This is a genomic window from Streptomyces sp. RG80 (assembly GCF_040446465.1).
Lineage (GTDB): Bacteria > Actinomycetota > Actinomycetes > Streptomycetales > Streptomycetaceae > Streptomyces.
The window spans coordinates 585,988-608,322 of sequence record NZ_JBEAAJ010000008.1 but is presented as its reverse complement, the minus strand read 5'-3'; the positions used below and the strand labels follow the sequence as shown (position 1 = coordinate 608,322).

16 protein-coding genes are annotated in these 22,335 nt (G+C 71.7%); 8 read left to right on the top strand and 8 right to left on the bottom strand.

Features of this window, described 5'->3' with window-relative positions; translation table 11 throughout:
- Positions 1–206: 206 nt before the first annotated feature.
- The 3 genes from ABKA17_RS29680 to ABKA17_RS29670 all read right to left on the bottom strand — a co-directional run bounded on the left by ABKA17_RS29680 (position 207) and on the right by ABKA17_RS29670 (position 3,908).
- Positions 207–1,571, bottom strand: coding sequence for a phosphomannomutase/phosphoglucomutase (locus tag ABKA17_RS29680; RefSeq protein ID WP_353695335.1), 1,365 nt, complete (start codon positions 1,569–1,571; stop codon positions 207–209).
- 101 nt (positions 1,572–1,672) lie between these two features.
- A complete protein-coding gene (locus ABKA17_RS29675) occupies positions 1,673–3,289 on the bottom strand; it encodes an L-lactate permease (protein ID WP_353695334.1) in 1,617 nt (538 codons plus the stop codon).
- A 199-nt stretch (positions 3,290–3,488) separates the two neighbouring features.
- Entirely contained in the window at positions 3,489–3,908 is a 420-nt protein-coding gene (locus ABKA17_RS29670; RefSeq protein WP_353695333.1) for a DUF3499 domain-containing protein, read from the bottom strand.
- A gap of 295 nt (positions 3,909–4,203) precedes the next feature.
- Here ABKA17_RS29670 and ABKA17_RS29665 point away from each other — a divergent pair, with 295 nt between their 5' ends.
- Positions 4,204–4,656 (top strand): metallopeptidase family protein, encoded by a 453-nt coding sequence (locus ABKA17_RS29665; RefSeq protein ID WP_353695372.1) that lies wholly within the window; start codon positions 4,204–4,206, stop codon positions 4,654–4,656.
- A 4-nt stretch (positions 4,657–4,660) separates the two neighbouring features.
- Here ABKA17_RS29665 and ABKA17_RS29660 read toward each other — a convergent pair whose 3' ends face one another.
- The 3 genes from ABKA17_RS29660 to ABKA17_RS29650 form a co-directional block, all read right to left on the bottom strand.
- Positions 4,661–6,184, bottom strand: a complete 1,524-nt coding sequence (locus ABKA17_RS29660; RefSeq protein WP_353695332.1) for a DUF5719 family protein — start codon at positions 6,182–6,184, stop codon at positions 4,661–4,663.
- On the bottom strand, positions 6,181–9,822 hold the full coding sequence (locus ABKA17_RS29655; RefSeq protein ID WP_353695331.1) for a glycosyltransferase family 2 protein: 3,642 nt from the start codon (positions 9,820–9,822) through the stop codon (positions 6,181–6,183). The genes ABKA17_RS29660 and ABKA17_RS29655 overlap by 4 nt, the downstream gene beginning before the upstream one ends.
- Positions 9,823–10,030: 208 nt before the next feature.
- A complete protein-coding gene (locus ABKA17_RS29650; RefSeq protein WP_020137941.1) occupies positions 10,031–10,294 on the bottom strand; it encodes a WhiB family transcriptional regulator in 264 nt (87 codons plus the stop codon).
- 593 nt (positions 10,295–10,887) lie between these two features.
- Here ABKA17_RS29650 and ABKA17_RS29645 point away from each other — a divergent pair.
- The 4 genes from ABKA17_RS29645 to ABKA17_RS29630 all read left to right on the top strand — a co-directional run bounded on the left by ABKA17_RS29645 (position 10,888) and on the right by ABKA17_RS29630 (position 14,822).
- Entirely contained in the window at positions 10,888–11,394 is a 507-nt protein-coding gene (locus ABKA17_RS29645) for a cysteine dioxygenase (protein WP_353695330.1), read from the top strand.
- Positions 11,395–11,428: 34 nt separating this feature from the next.
- The gene (gene cofD, locus ABKA17_RS29640; protein ID WP_353695329.1) at positions 11,429–12,388 is read left to right on the top strand and encodes a 2-phospho-L-lactate transferase; all 960 of its coding nucleotides are present in this window, start codon (positions 11,429–11,431) and stop codon (positions 12,386–12,388) included.
- Positions 12,385–13,686 carry a coenzyme F420-0:L-glutamate ligase gene (locus ABKA17_RS29635; RefSeq protein ID WP_353695328.1) on the top strand — a complete coding sequence of 434 codons (1,302 nt, stop codon included), beginning with the start codon at positions 12,385–12,387 and terminating at the stop codon, positions 13,684–13,686. The genes cofD and ABKA17_RS29635 overlap by 4 nt, the downstream gene beginning before the upstream one ends.
- A gap of 101 nt (positions 13,687–13,787) precedes the next feature.
- Positions 13,788–14,822 carry a DNA-3-methyladenine glycosylase family protein gene (locus ABKA17_RS29630; protein ID WP_353695327.1) on the top strand — a complete coding sequence of 345 codons (1,035 nt, stop codon included), beginning with the start codon at positions 13,788–13,790 and terminating at the stop codon, positions 14,820–14,822.
- Positions 14,823–15,208: 386 nt separating this feature from the next.
- On the opposite strand, the gene manB is transcribed toward ABKA17_RS29630, so the two are convergent.
- Entirely contained in the window at positions 15,209–16,291 is a 1,083-nt protein-coding gene (gene manB / locus ABKA17_RS29625; RefSeq protein WP_353695326.1) for a mannose-1-phosphate guanylyltransferase, read from the bottom strand.
- A 155-nt stretch (positions 16,292–16,446) separates the two neighbouring features.
- Positions 16,447–17,871 (bottom strand): peptidoglycan recognition protein family protein, encoded by a 1,425-nt coding sequence (locus ABKA17_RS29620; RefSeq protein WP_353695325.1) that lies wholly within the window; start codon positions 17,869–17,871, stop codon positions 16,447–16,449.
- Positions 17,872–17,999: 128 nt separating this feature from the next.
- On the opposite strand from ABKA17_RS29620, the gene ABKA17_RS29615 reads away from it, so the two are divergent.
- The 3 genes from ABKA17_RS29615 to ABKA17_RS29605 all read left to right on the top strand — a co-directional run bounded on the left by ABKA17_RS29615 (position 18,000) and on the right by ABKA17_RS29605 (position 22,243).
- On the top strand, positions 18,000–18,755 hold the full coding sequence (locus ABKA17_RS29615; RefSeq protein WP_353695324.1) for a TIGR03089 family protein: 756 nt from the start codon (positions 18,000–18,002) through the stop codon (positions 18,753–18,755).
- A 184-nt stretch (positions 18,756–18,939) separates the two neighbouring features.
- Entirely contained in the window at positions 18,940–20,268 is a 1,329-nt protein-coding gene (locus ABKA17_RS29610) for an LCP family protein (protein ID WP_353695323.1), read from the top strand.
- A gap of 229 nt (positions 20,269–20,497) precedes the next feature.
- Entirely contained in the window at positions 20,498–22,243 is a 1,746-nt protein-coding gene (locus ABKA17_RS29605; RefSeq protein ID WP_353695322.1) for an LCP family protein, read from the top strand.
- Positions 22,244–22,335 lie beyond the last annotated feature (92 nt).

The following is a 22,335-nucleotide window of genomic DNA, read 5'->3' as shown; positions in this document are numbered from 1 at the left end:
GGGGTTGGGGCGAGGTGGGGTCGGGGCCTGGTGGGTGGGCTGGTGCGGTGTCGGGGGTGCCGTTGTGGATTTCGCCCCGCCGCCCTTACCCGTTCCCATCCCCAGGGGCGCTGCCCCTTCGACCCCGCCAGGGGCTCCGCCCCTGGACCCCGATCGGCCCTTGAAGGGCCTCGTCCTCAAACGCCGGACGGGCTGAAAGGGACTGCTCAACCCCTGATGATCCCCAGCACCTCGTCCCGTACCTTCGCCATCGTCGTCTCGTCCCGTGCCTCCGCGTTCAGGCGCAGCAGCGGCTCCGTGTTGGACGGGCGGACGTTGAACCACCAGTCGGTGGCGCTGACGGTCAGGCCGTCGAGTTCGTCGAGGGTGATGTCGGGGCGGCCCTCGTACGCGGCGCGGATCGCTGCCAGGCGGCCTGTCTGGTCCGCCACCGTGGAGTTGATCTCGCCGGAGCCCGTGTAGCGGTCGTACTCGGCGACGAGGCCGGACAGCGGGCCCTCCTGGCCGCCGAGGGCGGCGAGGACGTGGAGGGCGGCGAGCATGCCGGTGTCGGCGTTCCAGAAGTCCTTGAAGTAGTAGTGGGCGGAGTGCTCGCCGCCGAAGATGGCACCGGTCCTGGCCATCTCGGCCTTGATGAAGGAGTGGCCCACGCGCGTGCGTACCGGTGTGCCGCCCTTCTCCTCGACGACCTCCGGGACGGACCAGGAGGTGATCAGGTTGTGGATGATCACGCCCTTGCCGCCGTGTCTGGCGAGCTCGCGCGCGGCGACGAGCGCGGTGATCGCGGACGGGGAGACCGGGTCGCCCTGGCCGTCCACGACGAAGCAGCGGTCGGCGTCGCCGTCGAAGGCGATGCCGAGGTCGGCGCCCTCCTCGCGGACGCGCTGCTGGAGGTCGACGAGGTTGGCGGGGTCGAGGGGGTTGGCCTCGTGGTTGGGGAACGTGCCGTCCAGTTCGAAGTACATCGGGACCAGGGTGAGGGGCAGGCCCGCGAAGACCGTGGGGACCGTGTGCCCGCCCATGCCGTTGCCCGCGTCGACGACGACCTTCAGGGGGCGGATGGAGGTGAGGTCGACCAGGGAGCGGAGGTGGGCCGCGTAGTCGTCCAACGTGTCGCGCTGGGTGATCGTTCCCTGACGCGCGGCCGGTGCCGGCGCGCCCGAGTCGGTCCAGCCCTCGACCAGTTCGCGGATCTGCGCGAGACCGGTGTCCTGGCCGACCGGGGCGGCGCCCGCGCGGCACAGCTTGATGCCGTTGTACTGGGCCGGGTTGTGCGAGGCCGTGAACATCGCGCCCGGCAGGTCCAGCGCGCCCGAGGCGTAGTACAGCTGGTCGGTGGAGCACAGGCCGATCTCGGTGACGTCGACGCCCTGTGCGGCCGCCCCGCGCGCGAAGGCCCGCGACAGTCCGGGGGACGAGGGCCGCATGTCGTGTCCGACCACGATGGCGCTCGCCCCGGTCACCTGGACGAAGGCGACCCCGAAGAGCTCGGCCAGCGTCTCGTCCCACTGGTCGGGTACGACACCGCGCACGTCGTACGCCTTCACGAGCTGTGACAGATCAGCGGCCACGGCCTAACCCTTCTCAACGTCCTGTCGGTCACCCCAAACTACCCGCCCCCACCGACAGCGTGCCGCGGGTCCGCCGGCTGGCCCTCGGGCTCGACAGCAGGTCAGGGCAGCATCCATCCCAGAACCGGCGTGCTCTGCCCGACGACGATGAGACACATCACCAGCAGCAGCCCCAGGCTCCAGGGCAGCACCTTGCGCAGCAGGTCCCCCTCGCGGCCGGCGAGCCCCACGGCCGCGCAGGCGATGGTGAGGTTCTGCGGGGAGATCATCTTGCCGAGGACGCCGCCGGAGCTGTTGGCGGCGGCCAGGAGCTCCGGGGAGAGGCCCGACTCGCGCGCGGCGGTCACCTGGAGCGCTCCGAACAGGGCGTTGGCCGAGGTGTCGGAGCCGGAGACGGCCACGCCGAACCAGCCCAACACCGGCGAGAGGAAGGCGAGTCCGGCCCCCGCCGCGGCGACGAAGTGGCCGATGGTGGCCGCCTGCCCGGAGAGGTTCATGACGTACGCGAGGGCCAGCACCGAGGTCACGGTCAGGATCGCGAACCTCAACTCGTGGACGGTCGCGAGCCATTCCTTGACGGCCACGCGCGCGTGCACGCCGAGGACGACCGCGGTGCACACTCCGGCGAGCAGCACGAGCGTGCCGCCGGTGGAGACGATCGGCCAGGTGAAGACGTTGCCGCCGACCGGGTCGCCGTCGGGGTCCACGACGTCGAGGAAGGGCCAGTCGTAGGTCTGGGTCGCCTTCGCCAGCCAGTCCTTGACCGCGGGGATCTGGGCGATGGAGAAGATCACGACGATCAGGCCGTACGGGGCGTAGGCGCGCACGACCTCGCCGCGCGGGTCGGCCTCGTCCAACTCCTCGCTGCGGGAGCCGGTCAGCACGGAGGCGCGTACCGACTCGGCGGCGGGCACACGCGCGCGCGGGACGGCGACGAGGGCGGCGGCGCCCAGCAAGGCGGCGCCGATGTCGGCGAGTTGGGCGGAGACGTAGTTGGAGGCGACGAACTGGGCGACCGCGAAGGCGGTTCCGCACGCCAGGGCGGGTGTCCAGGTCTCGCGCAGTCCACGGCGTCCGTCCACGAGGAAGACCAGCACGAGCGGCACCACGAGGGCCAGCAGCGGGGTCTGACGGCCCACCACGGACGCGACGGTGTCCAGGGGCAGTTCGGTCACCTGGGCGAGTGTCACGACCGGCGTGCCCATCGCGCCGAAGGCGACGGGCGCGGTGTTGGCGACCAGGGCGACGACCGCCGCGCGCACCGGGTCGAAGCCGAGCGCGACGAGCATGACCGAGCAGATCGCCACGGGCGCTCCGAAGCCGGCGAGGGCCTCCAGGAGGGCGCCGAAGCAGAAGGCGACGACGAGGGCCTGGATGCGCGGGTCGTCGGAGAGGCGCCCGAAGGAGCGGCGCAGGATGTCGAAGTGCCGGGTGCGGACCGTCATCCGGTACACCCACAGGGCGTTGACGACGATCCACAGGATGGGGAAGAGGCCGAAGACGGCTCCCTGGGCGCCGCTGGAGAGCGTCTGGCCCAGCGGCATGCCGTACGCGAGCCAGGCGACCAGAACGGCCGCCAGGAGCCCTGTGAGGCCCGCGAGATGGGCTTTGAGGCGGACGCCGCCGAGCAGGACCAGGACGATCACCAGGGGCAGGGTGGCGACGAGGGCGGACAGGCCCAGCGAGCCGGCGACGGGTTCCAGTTCCTGGACGTACACGGGCGCCTCCCCGATCCGATTCCGTCAGCCCGCTGTTCCGCCATGCGGAAGGCGATTTCTCGATTCGGCTTCCGGAATGGTCGTGTCCGCGCCAAGCAGACGTCAATGGGCGTGCGTCACTGAGCGGAACGTGCACCGAACGCACACGAAATGGGGGATCGACGAGCACCCTTCGAGCCGAACACCCGTGAGGGCGGGCTCAGTTGTCCGGTGAGCGCAGGACCCGCAGATGGCCGCGGCGCGCGACCTCCATCGGGTCCGCTCCGCGTCCCCCGCCGGCCTGGGCGGCGCGCTCCTGCGGGCGGGCCGCCTCGCGGACCGCATTGGCAAGCGCTTCCAGGTCGTCGCCGCTGGGGCGGGCGGGGGCCGAGCTGTCGAGGAGCCGGACGACCTCCCAGCCGCGCGGGGCGGTGAGACGCTCGGAGTGCTCGGCGCACAGGTCGTAGCAGTGGGGTTCGGCGTAGGTGGCGAGCGGGCCGAGGACCGCGGTCGAGTCGGCGTAGACGTACGTCAGCGTCGCGACGGCGGGGCGGCCGCAAGCGGTGCGCGAACAGCGACGTACAGGGCTCACGACGTTGGACGGTACCGCACTCTTGAGCGGGCCGCGACGACTCCCCATCAGGTCACTCCACCGTGTCGTGTTGCGGAACGCCCCACGGGCCCCTTCGGACTCACCTTTCTGACCTGCATAGATACCGCTTTCTGGGATCTCGGACGATATCGAGTCCGATCATCACTCGGTACAAACAAGGTCAATTGCCTTGAGATCGCCGGTCTCGGAGAGATACGGAATCGAGCCCAACCTTGGCTGGAATGGTCATCCCGCGACATGCGGCACGAGGCGGCCGAAGATCGCCCGGACACCGCGTGGGCCCCGGGCACCCGGTCCCGCCGGGGACTACGCTTCACCGGTGATGGACAACCCCGTACCGCCCCGTGCCGCCGGCCCCGGGCCCCGCCGACGTGATCGCCACGGCCGGGGCATGCGCGGCCCGATCGCGCCGCCCCAGGTACCGCTCGCGGCGAGCCGAGCCGAGGCGTTCGCGGACCTGGTGCAGGACTCCGTGGAACGTCTGGAACGCCGGTGGCCGCAGCTCGCCGACATCGACTTCCTGGTCCTGGAGGTGCCGCGCCTCGACGGCCCCGGCGACGGGCCCTGGAACGACGAGGCGGTGCCCCTGGGCGGCACGATTCCCGCGCGCGAGGGACGTCCCGCGCGCGTGGTGGTCTACCGCCGTCCCGTGGAGATCCGCACGAAGGGCCGCGACGAACGCGCGGCCCTGGTGCACGAGGTGGTCGTCGAGCAGGTCGCCGAGCTGCTGGGGCTGACCCCGGAGACGGTCGACCCGCGCTACGGCGAGGACTGACCGGCTACCGCTGGAGCACCGACAGGTCCTGGTCCGCCTCCGGCACCCGGACCATGCCCCGGTCGTCCGGCAGCGTCTGCACCGTGAACCCGGGGATGCCTTCCTCGGTGGCCGCGAGGGTCCGCGCCGCATACACCGGACCGCCCGACACCGGCTCGACGGTCAGCGCGTACGTGCCCTTGAGGCCACTCGGGACCGGCAGCTCGACGTCCTGTGTGGTGCCGGCCTTGATCGTGTACGTCTTCGAGACCGCCGTACCGCCGTCGCTGCCCGCCGACGCCGTCACCTTGACCTGCGCGGAGCGGCCTGGGGCGACGAGGGACAGCGTGGTTCCCTTGGCGCTGTTGTCGGCGGCCGTCGCGCGTTTGCCCACCGCGCGTGTGGCGGGGATGAACGCCGTCTCCTGCTTGCCGCTCTTGCCGCGGGTGACCCGCACCGCGGCGACGATCGGGACGGCCTGGTCGGTCGGCGTCAGCACCAGCGAACCGGCCTCCCCGCGCATGACGTCGCCCAGGTCCACCGCGGCCGTCATACCCGCCTTGACGTGCAGCGTCTCGTTCCCGGCCGGCGTGATCAGCCCGGACGGCGAGGCGAGCCGCACCTTCAGGTCGGCGTCGGCGTCGCCGGGTGTGAAGGCGACCAGGCGCACGTCCGTGGCGTCCTTGGGGATGCCCGGCAGGACGAGGCTCGCCGTCGGGTCCGTGGACGCGGCCAGCCAGTCGCCGCCGATCTTGTCGTCCAGGGCCTGTACGGCGGCCCCGACCCGCCCGCTGCGGACGTTGACGTGCACGGTGAGGTTGGTCTGCTCGGCGCTGACGAGCGTGGACAGCAGGATCGGCTCGCTGGAGTGCGGCGGGACGGTGATGTCCTCGCCGGCCGGGGCCTCCAGGGCGCCGTCCTTGCCGTACAGCTCGATGTCGACGACGGCCGCCGAGTCGTCGGGGTTGGTCAGGTGCACGTAGTCGGTGCGGTCGGCGGAGGTGCTGGCGCCGGGGAACCAGAAGTCCGTGTCGGCGGTGGTGCAGGTGACGCCCTGGAGGCCGCGTCCGGTGCCCGCGGCGACTTCGGTGGTCTCCTGCACGGTCCAGCCGGGCGCGAACCGGCCGGTCGCGGTGCCGACGAGCGCGGGCGAGTCGCCGCCGGAGGTGTCCCCGGTGACCGGGGCGCCGGGCTTCTCGGGCGTGAGGACCGGCTTGTCGGCCTTCTTCTTGCTGCCCTCGTCGTCCTTGCCGCTCTTGTCGCCCTTGTCGTCCTTCGCCTCCCCGGACTCCTCTGCCGCGGCGACGAGTTCGGCCTTCCCGTCGCTCTCGGCGCCCTTGGTGACGGGCGTGAAGGACGTGTACGCGGTCTCGGCGAGGTCGGAGGTGCTCGGGCTCGGGCAGAGCAGGCTCGTGCGCTCCACGGGCAGCTCGGTGGCCGTCCTGGCGGTGTCCGAGCCGGCCGCGTCGGGCGTGTTGAGCGTGGCGAACCCGGTGACGGCGGCGAGAGCGGTCGCGCAGGCGATCAGGGACACGGTGGTGCGGTTCACTGCTGGCTCCCGTCGGGACGCTCGCCGTGCTGCTGCGGCTGCGCCGGGTCGTACGTCGCGTCGTAACCCTGGTCGTACGGCTGCCCGTACTGGTCGTACGACGGTTGCTGTGCCTGCTGTGCCTGTCCGCCGTACGCGTACGGGTCGTACTGGCCGCCCTGGTACGGGTCCGCGTAGCCCTGCTGGTCGTAGCCGCCCGCGGGGTACTGCTGAGCGGCCTGGTACTGGTCGGCGCCGTAGGCGTTGTACTCGGCGCCGGCGTAACTCGCCTGGTCCCAGTCGCCGTAGGGCTGCTGCTGCGGGACGGGGACCGGGGTCTCCTCCGAAGGAGGAGAGACGGGCTCGTCGCCCTGGGCGGTCTCTTCGGCCTCCGCCTGGGCGCGCAGGCGGCGGGCACGGCGGCCCTCGCCCTCCGTCGCCTGGGCGGGGATCGCGCGCTCCTCCTCGGGGAGGTCGTCGTCGATGTCGCGGCGGCGGCCCGGCAGGGCGAGCACCACGAGGACGAGGGCGAGGGCGCCCTGGGCCCACAGCCAGGCGGTGTGGGTGATCGGGTCGTCGTAGGTGACGTCCAGGGTGCCGCCGGCGGCGGGGAGTTCGAAGCCCTGGGCCCAGCCGTCGACCGTCTTGGCGGTCAGCGGTGTGCCGTCCAGGGTGGCCGTCCAGCCCTGGGCGGCGGTGTCGGCGAGGCGCAGGGTGCGGCCCTCAGGGCCGGCCGGGATCGTAGTGTGGATGTCGACGGGGCCCGCGGCGACGAGCGTCGGGGCGCCGGAGCCGCTGACGATGGTGGCGCGGGCGACGTCCTGGTCGACCCGCCACAGCGCGCTGCCGTTCTGCTCGCTGAGCCGGGTCAGGCCCGGGGTGGCGTCCAGCACGCGGGTGACCTCGCGCGGGGCGCCCTTGTGGACCAGGACGTAGCGCACCGCGAACTTGCCGAGCTGGTCGGCCTGGTCGGCGCCGGAGCCGGCGACCAGGTTGGCGACGACCTTGTCGAGGCGGCTGTTCTCGCCGTCGGAGGCGGCGAGTTCGGCGTCGCCGAGGCGGGCGCCGGAGCCGCGGACCAGCGTGTAGCCGACGTGCGCGGTGGAGTCGCTGTCGAGGACGAGGGTGCGGGCCCGGTCGCGGTTGTTGCTGTCCTCCGCGACGAACGCGGGCACCTGCACCGGGTCGCGCCGCTCCAGGGGACCGTCGGCGCCGCGCAGCATCCAGCCCGCGGCGACGAGCAGCGGGCCCGCGGCGGCGGCGAAGGCGATCAGCGCGGCGACCGGCTGGCGCCAGCCGAAGCTCTGCTCGGCCACGCGCGCGCGTGCCCCGTCGGCGCCCAGGGCGGCGGCCGCCAGAAGGGCGATGCCGTAGACGAGGGTCGCCGGGCCCGCCCAGGTCGAGCCGTTGGACAGGACCGCGAAGACGAGGCCGACCAGGGCGACCACCCAGGCCGCCCAGATGCCGGCCTGCCGCTCGGAGCGCAGCAGGGCGGCCAGCGCGGCCAGGACGACGCCGATCAGCATCAGTCCGCTGACCGTGCCGGGGCCGCCGGGGCTGGCGCCGAGCAGGTCGAGGGCGGAGGCGGCCGAGGAGCCGTACGCGAGACCGGCCTCGTCGAAGAAGCCGAACGGCAGCAGTGTCAGCGACCAGGGCGCGAGGATCAGCAGGGGCGTGCCGAGCTGGGCCAGGAAGCGCGGGCCGTAGGCGGTGAGGTCGGTGCGGCGCACGGCCAGGACGCCGAGGCCGAGGAGCAGCGCGATGGGCCACACGATCGGCGTGAACGCGGTGGTGATCGTCAGCAGCAGCGCGTAGGCCCAGGTGGCGCGCCAGCTGCCGCGCGTGTCCGAGGTGCTGGTGAGGCCGCTGGCGGCGATGCCCGCGCGAGCGATGAGCGGCAGCAGGATCGCGAGGACGGCGGTGCCGAGTCGGCCGCCGGCCAGCGCGCCGGTGGCGGCGGGCAGGAAGGCGTAGACGACGGCCGCCCACGCGCGCAGGAGCCGCGACTCGACGAGCGGGCGGGAGGCGAAGTAGGCGGTGAGGCCGGCCAGCGGCACCGAGCAGACGAGGAGGACCGTGATCGCCAGGCCCGTCGATCCGAACAGCAGGGAGGCCAGCATCGCGACGATCGCCAGGTACGGCGGCGCCGAGGTGGTTCCGCCGGCGCCGACCGCGTGCCAGGCGTCCAGGTAGCGCGACCAGAGCTCGCCGGAGTCGGCCGGGGCGGGCAGCAGGGCGCCGCCCGCGAGCGCGCCGCCGCCCAGGAGGGCACGGCAGGCGGCCAGTGAGACGAGCAGCAGCACCAGGAAGAGCACCGGGCCGGGCTTGCGGGCGATGCGCTTGACGCGGGCGAACTGCTCGATCTCCAGGAAGTCGGCGTCGTCACCGCCAGGCCCGGACTCGACCGCGCCGCCGTGCCGTCCCGCGCCCGAGGTGGCCTCGGGGTCGGAGCTGCCGAAGAGGTCGCCCGCGACCTGCTCGACGGTGGCCCGCACGGTCGCGCCGGGCGGCGGGAACAGCGGCCGCATCTCGCCCTTGTCGACGACCGGTGTGCCGCGCCTGCGACGCCCGGCGATGATCCGCTCGGGGCGCAGCAGTGTGCCCAGCAGACCGCGGATCTCGTCGAGGGCCTGTCCGGGGACCTTGCCGACGAGATAGGCGACCGTCCGCAGCACGGTGCCGACGACGAGCCGCACCAGGACCCAGGGCAGCACGGCGGTACGGCTGTTGACGAGCAGGGTGTAGGCGGCGCCGGCCTTGTCGACCTTGTGCGGGGAGGCGGCGGTGCGGCCCACGCAGTCGACGGCGCGCCGCTCGCGGGAGGCCGCCTCGGCATGGCGTACGACCGCTTCGGGGGCGATCAGGACGCGGTGGCCGGCGGACTGGGCGCGCCAGCACAGGTCCACGTCGTCCCGCATGAGCGGCAGGCGCCGGTCGAAGCCGCCGAGCTGTTCGAAGAGGTCGCGGCGCACGAGCATGCCGGCGGTGGAGACGGACAGCACGGGCCGTACGTGGTCGTGCTGGCCCTGGTCCTGCTCGCGGCGGTCCAGGCCGGTCCAGCGGCGGCCGGAGTGGGCGATGGTGACGCCGACCTCGAGCAGCTGCCGCTTGTCGTACCAGCCGCGGAGCTTGGGACCGACGACGGCGACGTCGTCGCGGCCGAGCTCCAGCTCGTTCTCCACGACCCTCAGCAGCTGGGCCAGGGCGTCCGGTTCGGGGGCGCAGTCGTCGTGCAGCAGCCACAGCCACTGCACCGGCTCTCCGTGCGGGAGCTCCGGCAGGTCGTAGGCGTCGTCGCGCCACGTGCGCGTGACGGGGTCCCAGCCGCTGGGCCGCTTCAGGTACGGCAGCTCCTCGGGGGTGAGGAGGGGCGCGCTGCGGTTGGCCTCCTCGACGGCCTGGCCGAAGCCGGTGCGCCGGGCGAGGTGCAGCACGCGGTCGGGCCCGAGGGCCTCGGTGACCAGCTGCGCGGAGTCGTCGGCGCTGCCGGTGTCGGCGGCCACGGCGAACTGGACGGGGCGCTCCTGGCCGAGCAGCCCGGCGAGCGCGTCGGGCAGCCAGCGGGCGCCGTCATGGGAGACGAGGACCGCGGTCACCACATGACGCGGGAACTCAGGAGTGGCAGCGTCGTGAGCTGCCGTGTGGCTGTGCACGGACATCGAGGTACGGGCCCCGGTTCGGTGGACTGCGGTGGACGCCTGTGCCCCGAGGGGGCAGCGGGGCGTCTCGGACGAGCGCCCACACTATCGGCTGGGCATGTCGACGGCCCGCCGCCTGTGGACAACCCACCTGCGACGGGCCGTAAGTCCCGTATGTGCGTGCGACTGTGCGTGCGATGTCTGTCTACGCGCGCGTGCCCCGTCGGTCTCAGACGGCGGCCTTCTTCAGGCGGCGGCGTTCCCGCTCCGACAGGCCGCCCCAGATGCCGAACCGCTCGTCGTTGGCGAGGGCGTACTCGAGGCACTCGGAGCGGACTTCACAAGACAGGCAGACCTTCTTGGCCTCACGGGTGGAGCCACCCTTCTCGGGGAAGAAGGACTCGGGGTCGGTCTGGGCGCACAGCGCGCGCTCCTGCCAGCCGAGTTCCTCGTCCGCGTCGTCGACCAGCAGTTGCTGCACCGTCTCGGTCATGTGCGCCCCTCGTCTGTCTTTCGCGTCCCCGTGATGTAGCCGTTACCGATTTCGGCTGAACGACACGAGTGAAATTACAAGTGTGCTGCTCCGGGCGAGTCAAGCCGAGATCTGCTATTGGGCCCCTTATTCACTCTGCGGAACCAAGGCCTAGCGGAAAGTGTTCAAATCGCCATAAACCTTGACAAGCAGATGGGGCCCGGGGAGGACTACCGCCCCGCGCAGGACCTGTACCAAGAAGGACGCCCAGGACCTCGATCCCGTTCCGCGCGCCCGGTTGTGCGCCATGTGTCCCGGTAGGCGCCTGAACAAACCTTTCACCTCACAGATGAACCGGATGAGGTGAAACATGTCCCACATGCCGGTGTCGAGTTGACAGTGCCGGTGTGAACCGCTGTCCTTGTGGGCATGCTCGCGAACTCGGCACTCACCTCGACCCGCACCGCCGGGTCCTACGGTGCTGCCCGCGCTCGCTGTAGCTGTTGCTGTTCCAGCTGTTGAGCCACACCCGCTCCAGCTGAAGGCCGAGTCGCCACCCGCGACCCGGCTTTTGTTCCCTCTGACCTTCTTTCACTGAGGAACCACCGCAACCCATGAACAGCGACAACGACCTCCAGATCGCCGGCGACCTCCTCGAGGTCCCGCACCTGCTTCAGCCCCCGCGCGAGCACCCGGCCACCGTCGCCGAGTTCGTCGGCCTGGCCCGTTCGATCGCCGCCGACCGCTCGGAGTGGGAGCACCTGGTCCGCTACGACGCCACCACCCGCTGGTACCACCGGCTGCGCACCGGCCCCGGCTACGAGGTCTGGCTGCTGACCTGGGTGCCCGGTCAGGGCAGCGGACTGCACGACCACGGGCGCTCCTCCGGGGTGCTGACCGTGCTGGACGGCGAGCTGACCGAGCGCACCGAGCGGGGCACGCGCGCGTTGTCGGCCGGCGCCCAGCGGGTGTTCGCGCCGGGCTACGCGCACGAGGTCGTGAACGACACCCTGGAGCCGGCGATAAGCCTGCACGTCTACTACCCGGGCCTCACCGAGATGCCGATGCACACCGCCCCGCACTGCGAGGCGCGTACCGAGCCGCGTCCGGTGACCGCCTGACGCGTTGTCGTACCCGCCTGCAATGCTTGGCCTCATGCGAATCGTGGTTCTGGCAGGCGGCATCGGCGGTGCCCGTTTCCTGCGCGGTCTGAAGCAGGCCGTGCCGGACGCGGAGATCACGGTCATCGGCAACACCGGGGACGACATCCACCTCTTCGGGCTGAAGGTCTGCCCGGACCTCGACACGGTGATGTACACGCTCGGCGGCGGCATCAACGAGGAACAGGGCTGGGGCCGGGCCGAGGAGACCTTCCACCTCAAGGAGGAGCTCGCGGCGTACGGCGTGGGCCCCGAGTGGTTCGGGCTCGGCGACCGGGACTTCGCCACGCACATCGTGCGCACCCAGATGCTCGGCGCCGGCTACCCGCTCAGCGCGGTCACCGAGGCGCTCTGCGACCGCTGGCAGCCGGGCGTCCGGCTGATCCCGATGTCCGACGACCGGGTGGAGACCCATGTGGCCGTCGAGGTCGACGGCGAGCGCAAGGCGATCCACTTCCAGGAGTACTGGGTGCGGCTGCGGGCCTCGGTCCCGGCCGAGGCGATCGTGCCGGTGGGCGCGGAGCACGCGAAGCCGGCCCCCGGCGTCCTGGAGGCGATCGCCGAGGCCGACGTGATCCTCTTCCCGCCGTCCAACCCCGTGGTCTCGGTCGGCACCATCCTCGCCGTGCCCGGCATCCGCGAGGCAATCGCCGAGGCCGGGGTGCCGGTGGTCGGCCTCTCCCCCATCGTCGGGGACGCGCCCGTGCGCGGCATGGCCGACAAGGTGCTCGCCGCGGTGGGCGTGGAGTCGACGGCCGCGGCGGTGGCCGAGCACTACGGTTCGGGGCTGCTGGACGGCTGGCTCGTCGACACCGTGGACGCGGCCACTGTCGAGCGGATCGAATCGGCGGGGATCCGCTGCAAGGCCGTACCGCTGATGATGACGGACCTCGACGCGACCGCCGAGATGGCCCGAGCGGCGCTGGCGCTCGCCGAGGAGGTGCGGACCCCGTGAGCACGGACGGTTTCCGCGCCTGGGCCGTGCCCGGCCTGCCCGAGATAGCGGCGGGCGACGACCTCGCCAAGCTGATCGCCGCCGCCGAGCCCGCTCTCGCCGACGGTGACGTCCTCCTCGTCACCTCGAAGATCGTCTCCAAGGCGGAGGGCCGGATCGTCGAGGCGGCCGACCGGGAAGCGGCCATCGACGCCGAGACGGTACGGGTGGTGGCCAGACGCGGCGCCCTGCGCATCGTCGAGAACCGGCAGGGCCTGGTCATGGCCGCGGCCGGGGTCGACGCCTCCAACACCCCCGCCGGGACGGTCCTGTTGCTGCCCGAGGACCCGGACGCCTCCGCCCGGGCGATCCGTGCGGGCCTGCGCGACCTGCTCGGCGTGAACGTGGGGGTGATCGTCACCGACACCTTCGGGCGGCCCTGGCGCGCGGGACTCACGGACGTCGCCATCGGCGCGGCCGGTGTCCGGGTGCTCGACGATCTGCGCGGCGGCACGGACGCGTACGGCAATCCGCTCAGCGCGACGGTCGTCGCCACCGCCGACGAACTCGCCGCGGCCGGCGACCTGGTGAAGGGCAAGGCAGCCGGGCTGCCCGTGGCGGTCGTGCGCGGGCTGGCGCACGTGGTGGCCGAGGAGCACGGCGAGGGGGCGGGCGCCATGGTGCGCGACGCGCGCGACGACATGTTCCGGCTGGGCACGTCCGAGGCGATACGGCAGGCGGTGACCCAGCGCCGTACCGTACGGGCCTTCACGGACGAGCCGGTCGATCCGGGTGCCGTGCGCCGCGCGGTCGCCGCCGCGGTGACCGCGCCGGCGCCGCACCACACGACGCCGTGGCGTTTCGTGCTGCTGGAGTCCGCTCGGGCGCGCACCGAGCTGCTGGACGCGATGCGGGACGCCTGGGTCGCGGACCTGCGGCGGGACGGCAAGACCGAGGAGTCGATCGGCAAGCGGGTCAAGCGCGGGGACGTGCTGCGCAACGCGCCGTACCTCGTGGTGCCGTGTCTCGTCATGGACGGTTCGCACGACTACGGCGATCCGCGGCGGGACGGCGCCGAGCGGGAGATGTTCGTCGTCGCGACCGGGGCCGGGGTGCAGAACTTCCTCGTCGCGCTGGCCGCCGAGCGGCTGGGGTCGGCGTGGGTGTCCTCGACGATGTTCTGCCGGGACGTGGTGCGCGAGGTGCTCGGGCTGCCGGCGGACTGGGATCCGATGGGGGCGGTCGCGGTCGGGCATCCCGCGGAGGAGCCGCGGCCGCGGCCGGACCGGGACGCGGGGATGTTCATCGAGGTGCGGTGAGGGCGGCGAAGGCGGCGCACCCACACCGCGCGTGCCTCTACGCTCGTAGGGCTCTCGCAGGAACCTCGTAGGCCCTCTCCACTTCTCCCGGGACTTTCATCGTGGCAGGACGGTTCAGCCCTCGGCCCACGCGTACGACCGTGCGCGGCGGGCATGTCGGGGTGCCGTCCGCGCCGTCGGTGCCGTCAGTGGCGTCCGGTGTGCCTCGGCAGCAGGTGTCGGCACCCGGGCTGACGCGGACGTATGTGCCGGACGGGCCGCTGGATCTCGGGCTGGTGCTCGGGCCGTTGCGGCGGGGGCCCGCCGACCCCACGTTCCGGGCGATGCCGGACGGGTCGGTGTGGCGGGCCAGTCTTACGCCCGCCGGGCCGGGGACGCTACGGGTCTCCGCGAGCGGCGGGGAGGTGCGCGGGGAGGCCTGGGGGCCCGGGGCGGAGTGGCTGCTCGACGGGTTGCCTCGGCTGCTCGGCGCGGGCGACGATCCGTCCGCGTTCGCGCCTCGGCATCGGTTGCTGGCCTCTACGGTGCATCGGCGGCCGGGGTTGCGGTTGACCCGGACCGGGCTGGTGCTGGAGTCGTTGATCCCGTCGATCCTTGAGCAGAAGGTCACCACCGACGAGGCGTATCGGGCGTGGCGGTCGCTTGTGCGGAAGTACGGTTCGCCTGCGCCTGGGCCCGCCGCCGGGGGGCGGTTGTGGGTGATGCCGGCGCCTCGGACCTGGGCGTTGATCCCCTCTTGGGAGTGGCATCGGGCCGGGGTCGACAACAAGCGGGCGTCGACGATTTTGCGGGCGGTTCGGGTTGCTGCGCGGCTGGAGCAGGCGGTGGGGATGGAGCCGGTGGAGGCGCAGGCGCGGTTGGAGGTTGTGCCGGGGGTTGGGCCGTGGACGTCGGCGGAGGTGGTGCAGCGTAGTCATGGGGCCCCGGATGCGGTGACCGTGGGGGATCTGCATCTGCCGGGGATCGTCGGGTGGGCGTTGGCCGGGGATCGGGATGCGGATGACTCTGTGATGTTGTCGTTGCTGGAGCCGTATGCGGGGCAGCGGCATCGGGCGGCTCGGTTGATTCTGTTGAGTGGGCGGACGCCGGCGCGGCGGGCTCCGCGGATGCCTCGGGGGGACATCGGGCGGTTGTGAGGTGGGGGGTGGCTGCCTTGAGGTACGGCTCTGGGGCGGTTCCGGGTTTTTCTCGCCCCCGCCGCCCCTACCCATTCCCATCCTCCAGGGGCTGCCGCCCCTTCGACCCCGCCTCCAGGGGGCTCCGCCCCCTGGACCCCCGACGGCCCTGAAGGGGCCTTGTCCTCAAACGCCGGACGGGCTGAGATGCCTGGGCCGGCCTCTAGAGGCGCCGGGCGGGCTGAAAAACAAGACACGGACCGGCGTTGAGAGGCGCAGCACTCTCCCGGGTAGGTGGGGGATCGGGACAGCTAGACCTCGTCCTCGGACGCCGGGCGCGCTGAAAGTTGTGGGCCGGCGTCGAAAGACAAGTCACCGTCCCGCGTCTAGACGTGCTGGCCCCCGGCTCACTGGTCCGAGGAGAACCTCACCGCGCCCGCCGGGATCCTGGCGTCGCACCAGACTCGGGCGCCGTCGCGGAGTTCGTTGTCGGCGCCGATGATGGCGCCGTCGCCGATGACTGTGCCGGTGAGGACGGAGCGTTCGCCTACTCGGGCTCGGGTGCCGATGAGGGAGTCCGTGATCACCGCGCCGGGTTCGATGACCGCGCCCGGCAGGATCGTGCTGCCGAAGACGCGGGCGCCCTCGGCGACGAAGGCGCCCTCGCCGACCACCGTGCCGCCGGTGAGTTTGGCGTCGGGGGCCACGGTCGCCGTGGGGAGGACAAGGCGGTCGCCGCAGCGGCCGGGGACCGCCGGGGAGGGGGCGCGGCCCAGGACCAGGTCCGCTGAGCCTCGTACGAAGGCGGCGGGGGTGCCCAGGTCCAGCCAGTACGTGGAGTCGACCATGCCCTGGAGGTGGGCTCCCGCCGAGAGGAGGTCCGGGAAGGTCTCACGTTCCACCGAGACCGGGCGGCCCGCCGGGATCGTGTCGATCAGGGAGCGGCGGAAGACGTAGGCGCCCGCGTTGATCTGGTCGGTGACGATCTCCTCGGGGGTCTGCGGCTTCTCCAGGAAGGCGAGGACCCGGCCCGTCTCGTCCGTGGGGACCAGGCCGTACGCCCGGGGGTCCGTCACCTTCGTCAGGTGCAGGGAGACGTCCGCGCCCGTCGACTCGTGGGTGGCTACCAGGGCTCGGATGTCGAGGCCGGTGAGGATGTCGCCGTTGAAGACGAGGATCGGGTCGTCCGGGGCCGAGTGCAGGCGCGAGGCCACGTTGCGGATCGCGCCGCCGGTGCCGAGCGGCTCCTCCTCGGTGACGTACTCGATGTGCAGGCCGAGCGCGGAACCGTCGCCGAAGTACGGCTCGAAGACCTCCGCCAGATAGGACGTGGCGAGGATGATGTGGTCCACGCCCGCCGCTCTCGCGCGCGCCAGCTGGTGCGTGAGGAAGGGGACGCCGGCCGCGCGGACCATGGGCTTCGGCGTGTGGACCGTGAGCGGGCGCAGCCTCGTGCCCTTGCCGCCGACCAGGAGGATCGCTTCTGTCACCTGTCGTCTCCGCTTCCTGCCGGTGACCGGCCGAACTGTCTTTCGGCCGGTCAGTGTATGCAGACCGTGGTGCGGCGCCTTCGACGGCGGTGCGGTGCGGGCCGCCTCATGCCCCCGTTGGCGGTGGAGATGCCCGAGCGTGGCCCTCTGGTTCCCTAACGTCCCTGGTAGCGGGCCGCGGACGAGCGGGCGGAGCCGAGTTTGCGGTAGAGCTGCCAGCCGGGGCACGCGGTGGAGAAGCCGTCCCGGTGGCCGGAGATCACGTTCAGTCGTACTTTCTTACCCTTTCGGTAGAGATTGCCACCGCCCGACTTCAGATATGTCTTGCCGCGCGGGTTGACGCCGAAGAGACCTAGCTTCCACGCCGTGAGCCGGGCGACCGCCTTCACGGCGGCGGAGGACGGGCGGCTGGCGCCGAAGGTGCCGAGGACGGCGATGCCCATGCTGTTGGTGTTGAAACCGAGAGTGTGGGCGCCCAGGACCGGCTTCGCCACACCCCCGGCGCGACCCTCGTAGATCTTCCCGCACTTGTCGACGAGGAAGTTGTAGCCGATGTCGCGCCAGCCCATGCTGCTGACGTGGTAGCGGTAGATACCGCGAATGACGGAGGGCACCTGCGAACACCGGTAGCCGTTCCCGGTGGCCGTGTGGTGCACGAAGGCCGCCTTGACCTTCTTCGTGTAGACGAACTTCTTCTCGCGCAGCTTCTCGTTCGCGCCCCAGCCGCGCCGGGTGACGATACGCGGACGGGGGCCGATGAACGGCTTGACCTTCTGCTGCTCCGTCAGTTCGCCGGCCCGCAGGACGAGCAGCTCCCGTTCGGTCCGGGCCCGGTCGAGCGCCGGGATCTCCAGGGCACCGAGGGGGGCGAGCCCGGCGTTGGCGGCGGAGGCAGCGGAGGCGGCGGACTCTGCGCTCAGTGCGTCGGCGCGCGGGCCGTCCACGGGCGCGTGCCGTGCCGTCACGGGGCCGCCTGGGTCCGCCCCCGGCTCTCCCGACTCCTCAGGCTCCCCGGCCTCCCCGGGGTCCACTAGTTCCAGACGCAGCCCCGACGGCAGGGCCGCGGCGCCCGCGGCGCGGGACTCGCCGTGCGACTCCCCACTCGACTCGGCGTCCGCACGCACGCGTACCTCCACGCCGTCCGAGTCCCCCACCCACAGCGGTGCCGTCGCCCCGCGCACCCGGCCCGAGGCGCGCTCGGCCGCGTCGGGGTCGGCGCCGTCCTCGGCGTAGTGCGTCTCGACGTCCTGCCAGCCGGACCAGGCGCCGGTCGTGGCGGCACGCGCGCGTACCTGGACGCGGCCGTGCAGTTCGGTGTCCGGGTTGTCCCAGACGACGCCGACCATCGAGAAGCGGTGCACATCCCGGGCGGGCAGGCCCTGTTCGGCGGTGGAGCCGAGGGCGCGGTCGGCGGCCAGGGGGGCGAGGGGCAGGGACTGGGTGCTGCCTGGGACGAACACTTCCGCGTTCGGCGCCGGGCGCGGAACGGTCGCGGCGGTCGCGACGGCGGGTGGGGTCAGTGGCAGGGCGAGGGCGGCCGCACAGGTGACACCGATCGAGGAAGCAAGGAATCCACGCATGCCAACGATCGTGGACAGGGTCGGACATTTCCGCCATCCGGGAACTGACGGGCCGTCTGCTCGCGTTCCGCCGAACCGGCTACCCGGCCCCTCGCCGCCCGGCGCCGCCCCCGCGTACGCTTGCGCGGGTGACCACCACCGACCGCACCCCTGCCGACCTGCTGCGTTCCGCGCTCGCTGCGGACGCCGGACGCCCCCTGGTGACCTTCTACGACGACGCCACGGGCGAGCGCGTCGAACTGTCCGTGGCCACCTTCGCCAATTGGGTGGCCAAGACCGCCAACCTGCTCCAGGGCGAGCTGTCCGCGGAGCCCGGCGACCGGGTCGCGCTGCTGCTGCCCGCGCACTGGCAGACGGCGGTGTGGCTGCTGGCCTGCTCCTCGGTGGGCGTGGTCGCGGACATGGGCGGCGACCCGAAGTCCGCCGACCTCGTGGTGAGCGGCCCCGACACGCTGGACGCGGCACGCGCCTGCTCCGGCTCGCGCATCGCCCTCGCGCTGCGCCCGCTGGGCGGACGGTTCCCGCAGACACCGGACGGCTTCGCCGACTACGCCGTCGAGGTGCCGGGGCAGGGGGACCGCTTCGCCCCGTTCGCGCCGGTCGATCCCGAGGAGCCCGTGCTGATCGTGGCGGGGCGGGAGTTCAGCGGCGCGGAGGTCGTGGAGCGGGCGGCTGCGGACGCCGCCGGCCTGGGCCTGACGGGGGCGGGGTCCCGGCTGCTGTCGGGGCTGTCGTACGACACCTGGGAGGGACTGTCCGCCGGGTTGTACTCGCCGCTGGCCACCGGGGGATCCGTGGTGCTGTGCCGGAACCTGGAGCAGCTGGGCGAGGAGTCGCTGGCGCAGCGGATCGAGAGCGAGCGGGTGACCGCCACGGCTCGGTGACCGCCACGGCTCGGTGAGGGGTCGCGCTCACGCGGCGGTAGCCGCACATCGACACAGCCCCGCGCCCCTGACGGCGTCACAGGCGCCGCCCATCCCCCGTTCGGCCCCTCATCGCTCACCTCCCGCCCGCCATCCGCGCCATGGTCGTAGCAGCAGCCGTACGCCATGAGGGGTGGACTCAGACGTGACCGACACCGCGCGCACCCTCGGTCCGGGAGCGGGGGCGTCCGCGACGGGGCGGGGGCTGAAACGGCGGCGCAGGCGTCGGTGGGTGCGCGGTGGGGCGGTCGGGGTGTGTGTCCTCCTCGTCGCCGCCGCGGGGGCCGGTTGGGCGGTCTACGCCAAGCTCGACGGGAACATCACGCCCGACAACGCGGCGGCCGCGGAGCTCGCCCGGTACGAGAAGGAGCGGCCCACCGCGCTCGTCAAGAACGCGCAGAACATCCTGCTGATCGGGTCGGACTCACGGTCCGGGGACGGCAACGCGCGGTACGGGAGGGACTCGGGGACCGAGCGGTCGGACACCACGATCCTGTTGCACCTCGCCGCCGGGCGGCGCAGCGCCACCGCCGTCTCGCTCCCCCGCGATCTGATGGTGGACGTGCCGGGCTGTCGCCGCCCGGACGGCAGCCGGACCGAGCCGATGTTCGCGATGTTCAACTCCGCCTTCCAGACGGGCGGTTCCGCCTGCACGATCCGAACGGTCGAGAAACTGACCGGAGTTCGCGTCGACCATCATGTGGTCGTCGACTTCCACGGCTTCAAGGACATGGTCGACGCGGTCGACGGCGTGCGGATCTGTCTGGCCGAACCCATCCACGACAAGGCCGCCAAGCTGAAGCTGCCCGCGGGCAAGGTGACGCTCGACGGCGAGCAGGCGCTCGGGTACGTGCGGGCCCGCAAGTCGATCGGCGACGGCAGCGACACCGACCGGATGGACCGGCAGCAGCAGTTCCTCGCGGCCCTCGTCAACAAGGTGCGCAGCAATGACGTCCTGCTGAATCCGGTGAAGCTCTATCCGGTGCTGGACGCGGCGACCTCGTCGCTCACCACCGACCCCGATCTGGCGAACTTGCGGGGTTTGTACGACCTTGTTCGCGGGCTGCGTGACATCCCCACCGAACGTGTGCAATTCCTGACCGTTCCCCGGGAGTCGTACACCTACGACACCAATCGCGACCAACTGGTGGAAGCCGAGGCGGAGAAGCTGTTCGAACAGCTGCGCAGGGACGCGCCGGTGGTGGTCGCCGAGGAAGTTCCCGAGGATTCCGCTACAAAAAGCCCCAATTCGAGCGACGGTTCGCAAGAAGAAGCGGATATCTCGGACGAGTCACACGAAGACGGCTCCTACGACGGTCACGACGAGTACTACGGCGACTACGAGAGCTACGACGACTACGACGGTTACTACGACGGGAAGTCCGGTGCCAAGCGGCCCGACGAGCCCGTCGCGGCCGTTACGCCCGCGCCCACGTTCCGGGGAAACACCGCCGCCGAGGACACCTGTAAGTAAAGCGATTACCAAGGCCGCGCATGAGTGTCCAAGGAAATGGGGCGGATTGACCGGTTGTAGGGACGTGGAATTTGTCACCGTCGTCGCTTGACGATGAACTGGCCGGATAGTGTGAGCGATCCTGTGCATCCGGCCGCGAGGTTTCCCTGGGGTCGGGCACTGTGACCGAGACCCGAGCGCCTTTGAGGGGGAAGGCGCCGCGTGGCCCCGACGGAGGATTCAGACAACCGTGGACGCGCAAGGCCGTGGGCGGGCGGACGACATCGACCCCGCAGACCAGTGGGTGCTCAATCCGAACACTGGCGAATACGAACTGCGACTGACTCCTTCCGCACCGCAATCGGGGGTCCCGCAGCCCCGCAGATCCGCCCTGCGTGCCGGGGGGGACCAGGCGGTGCGCAACCGATCGGCCGCGCCGGGCCGTACGGCACCCGCCGAGGCGCCCGGCCGTGATGTGCCGCCGCCGCGCAGACGGCGTGGTGCGCCCGAGGAGCCGCTGCCCGGGCGGCGCAACCGGCGGCCGGTCAAGAAGAAGGCCAGGGGCAAGAAAATACTGCTGTGGACCGGCGGCGTCATGGCGTTCGTCCTGGTCGGCACGGCCGGGGCCGCCTATCTGTACCTCAAGCACCTCGAGGGCAACGTCACCACCGAGGACGTCGGCAGTGTGGCCGACAGCGGCTTCAGCAAGGACGAGGCCTTCAACATCCTGATCATCGGCACCGACAAGCGGACCGGGTCGGGCAACGAGGGCTACGGCGACAAGGGAAGCGTCGGGCACGCCGACACCAACATCCTGTTGCACGTCAGCAAGGACCGGACGAACGCGACCGCGATGAGCATCCCTCGGGACCTGATCGTCGACGTGCCGGACTGCACTTCCAAGGATGCCAACGGCGACGACCAGGTCATCCCCGGCACCCAGAACGTCCGCTTCAACACCAGCCTCGGCCAGGACGGCCGCAACCCGGGCTGCACCATGAAGACGGTCGAGGAGCTCACGGGCATCGACGTGAACCACTTCGCGATGGCCGACTTCAACGCGGTGAAGACGCTGACGACCGCCGTGGGCGGCGTCGAGGTCTGCCTCGCCAAGGACGTCGACGACCCCGACTCGCACCTCAAGCTCTCCGCCGGCAAGCACACCATCGAGGGCGAGCAGGCGCTCGCCTTCGTCCGCACCCGGCACAGCTTCGGCAACCAGGGCGACCTGGACCGCATCAAGGTCCAGCAGCAGTTCATGAGTTCGCTGATGCGCAAGATGACCTCCGGCGACACCCTCACCAGCCCGACCAAGCTGATCAAGCTGGCCAACGCCGCCACCAAGGCGCTCACCGTCGACACCGGCATCGGCAAGGCCAGCACGCTCAAGGACGTGGCGCTGGAGCTGAAGAAGGTTCCGATGAAGAACCTCACCTTCACCACGGTCCCGGTCAAGGACAACCCGGCCGAGGTGGTCAAGGCGACCGTCGTGCCGAACGAGCAGGCTCCGCAGGTCTTCCAGATGATCAAGAACGATGTCTCCTTCACCGAGGTCAAGGCCAAGGAGAAGAAGGAGAAGGCCGCGATCGCCGCCCGGCTGAAGGGCACCAAGTCGGCCGCGGACGAGGTGCGGGTGCAGATCCTCAACGGCGGCGCCCCGGGCGGCAGCGCCCAGGAGGAGCTCACCTACCTCCAGACCGAGGCGGGTGTGACCAAGTCCGAGAACGCGGGCAACGCCGAGAAGACGCTGGCGAAGACGACGCTCGAGTACGCGCCCGACCAGGCCGACCAGGCCCGTAGGCTGGCCGCGATCATGGGGCTGTCCGGATCGGCGATGAAGCCGGGCGAGAGCGTCACCAACTCCCAGGGTCTGCCGACCATGACCCTGACGCTCGGCGAGGACTTCAAGGGGGCCGGGGTGAAGATGAACTCCTCCTCGGCGTCGACCCCGGGCGTCACGAAGACCACGGCGAACGAGGTCAAGTGCGCGAGTTGAGCATGTGAAGTGTGACCTGACAGGCCTGTCGTACGTCTAACAGGGCGTACGGCAGGCCTGTTCAGTGCTGTAGGGGTGGGGAGGGGACGGGG

Coding starts and splice junctions, on each gene's coding strand:
- ABKA17_RS29620 (WP_353695325.1), bottom strand. CDS start 17,871: ATGCGTGGATTCCTTGCTTCCTCGATCGGTGTCACCTGTGCGGCCGCC.
- cofD (WP_353695329.1), top strand. CDS start 11,429: ATGCGAATCGTGGTTCTGGCAGGCGGCATCGGCGGTGCCCGTTTCCTG.
- ABKA17_RS29665 (WP_353695372.1), top strand. CDS start 4,204: ATGGACAACCCCGTACCGCCCCGTGCCGCCGGCCCCGGGCCCCGCCGA.
- ABKA17_RS29670 (WP_353695333.1), bottom strand. CDS start 3,908: ATGGGGAGTCGTCGCGGCCCGCTCAAGAGTGCGGTACCGTCCAACGTC.
- ABKA17_RS29645 (WP_353695330.1), top strand. CDS start 10,888: ATGAACAGCGACAACGACCTCCAGATCGCCGGCGACCTCCTCGAGGTC.
- ABKA17_RS29655 (WP_353695331.1), bottom strand. CDS start 9,822: ATGTCCGTGCACAGCCACACGGCAGCTCACGACGCTGCCACTCCTGAG.
- ABKA17_RS29650 (WP_020137941.1), bottom strand. CDS start 10,294: ATGACCGAGACGGTGCAGCAACTGCTGGTCGACGACGCGGACGAGGAA.